The sequence below is a fragment of the Coprococcus intestinihominis genome (genome assembly GCF_040096555.1).
GTDB lineage: Bacteria > Bacillota > Clostridia > Lachnospirales > Lachnospiraceae > Coprococcus_A > Coprococcus_A intestinihominis.
The window spans coordinates 1-1,422 of record NZ_JBBMEK010000435.1 but is presented as its reverse complement, the minus strand read 5'-3'; the positions used below and the strand labels follow the sequence as shown (position 1 = coordinate 1,422).

The following is a 1,422-nucleotide window of genomic DNA, read 5'->3' as shown; positions in this document are numbered from 1 at the left end:
TTATGATACTGATTTAAAAAAGAAACTCATATATGATGGTATAAATTGGGTAGATTTGAATGGCACAGTAATTAACTAAAGCAGACAATCTTTGATACTATTACTACCAAAAAGAAGGGGAGTGTTAAACTCCCTTGTCTTCCAGCCACTGATCCATAGCTTTGCAGACACACTAACTTACACTACGTTCTTCGCGGGAACAGTATTTCTTGATGCGTTCCATTTGCTCCGGATCGAAGCTAACGGATTGCTTGATAGCCATAAGGGTATCAGATTTTCTTGTCCTTGCAGAGTTCCTTTAGGTGATATATAATCTTGGTATATTATTCTAAGGAGAAATTAGTTATGGATTTTGGTTTTATACTAACTTATGTAGTGTGTTTTGTAATAATAGCATACGGAATAAATTACAGCAAAAGTAAAAGAACGGTTGCAAATATGACAATCGCTAAGGGCATAATGTATTTCTATTTGGTAATTGCTATATTTATAAATACGTATTTTGGAAGAGATACCAATAGATATATTACTGGATTAACCCTTGGAATTGCAATCATTGAAGGAAGTACAGCAGTCAAAGATGGCATTGAAAAGCTCAAGGATTTTATTAAAAGCAACTTGCAATAAAATGGCAACTTATACGTGAACTCTGTTAAGTAAAATAGATTCATTGCGGTTTGGATTCAAGAGAGTTGTTCATTTGTGAAATTAATATTGTGATTTTGACGAATGTATGTTCTTCTCTTCTTGTAATGTTGTCTGGAATGATATATAATCCCAGTATATTATACTTGGGAGGTACATATATGACGTATAATGATTTTATAGCCTTACATCCATGGGTGGATTTGACGTTAAACCTTTTTGAAACATTTGCCCCAGTTATAGTCGCAATTTTAGCAATCATCATAAATAATTCAAAGTCCAGTAAAAGGGATAAATTGAATAAGAAACTGGATATGATTGTAAATTGTGAAAATATTTTAATTCAAAAAGTAAGCCTGATGGAATGTGCTATGGACGAGTTGATAGATAAATTTGGAGATGTTTTACAATGTACAACTATTGAAAAGGTAAGGCCTCTTTTAAATGACTATAAGTCTGCCAAAAGTGAAGCTCTAAAAAGTCTCATGGAATTGTACAATTACAGCACATCTGCAACTGGCATCTTGTATGAAAATATTGATGCAGAGGACATAGGAAGTGAGATTCGAACAATTATAAAGTCAATAGATGAAATGATTGTTACGCACGTAACTAGAAATGGGTTAAGAAGAATGGGTGATGAGGAAATAAAAAAAGCGAACACAATAAAAGATGACTATGATTCTTTCAAAGCATGGCAAGCAGTTAAAATTCAAACGATTATGGAAAAAACATTTGAGCTAGTGAAATAATTCTAATATTCAATAGGCCATGGGG

Annotated in this window: 2 protein-coding genes; both read left to right on the top strand. The window is 32.8% G+C overall.

Annotation, left to right across the window (positions count from 1 at the left end; translation table 11 throughout):
• Positions 1–345 precede the first annotated feature (345 nt).
• Entirely contained in the window at positions 346–627 is a 282-nt protein-coding gene (locus tag WMO25_RS17990; protein ID WP_349086595.1) for a hypothetical protein, read from the top strand.
• A gap of 179 nt (positions 628–806) precedes the next feature.
• On the top strand, positions 807–1,397 hold the full coding sequence (locus WMO25_RS17985) for a hypothetical protein (protein WP_349086592.1): 591 nt from the start codon (positions 807–809) through the stop codon (positions 1,395–1,397).
• Positions 1,398–1,422: the final 25 nt, after the last annotated feature.

Bases quoted from the DNA above. Each gene is read 5' to 3' on its own strand.
- WMO25_RS17990 (WP_349086595.1), top strand. From the start codon at position 346: ATGGATTTTGGTTTTATACTAACTTATGTAGTGTGTTTTGTAATAATA.
- WMO25_RS17985 (WP_349086592.1), top strand. From the start codon at position 807: ATGACGTATAATGATTTTATAGCCTTACATCCATGGGTGGATTTGACG.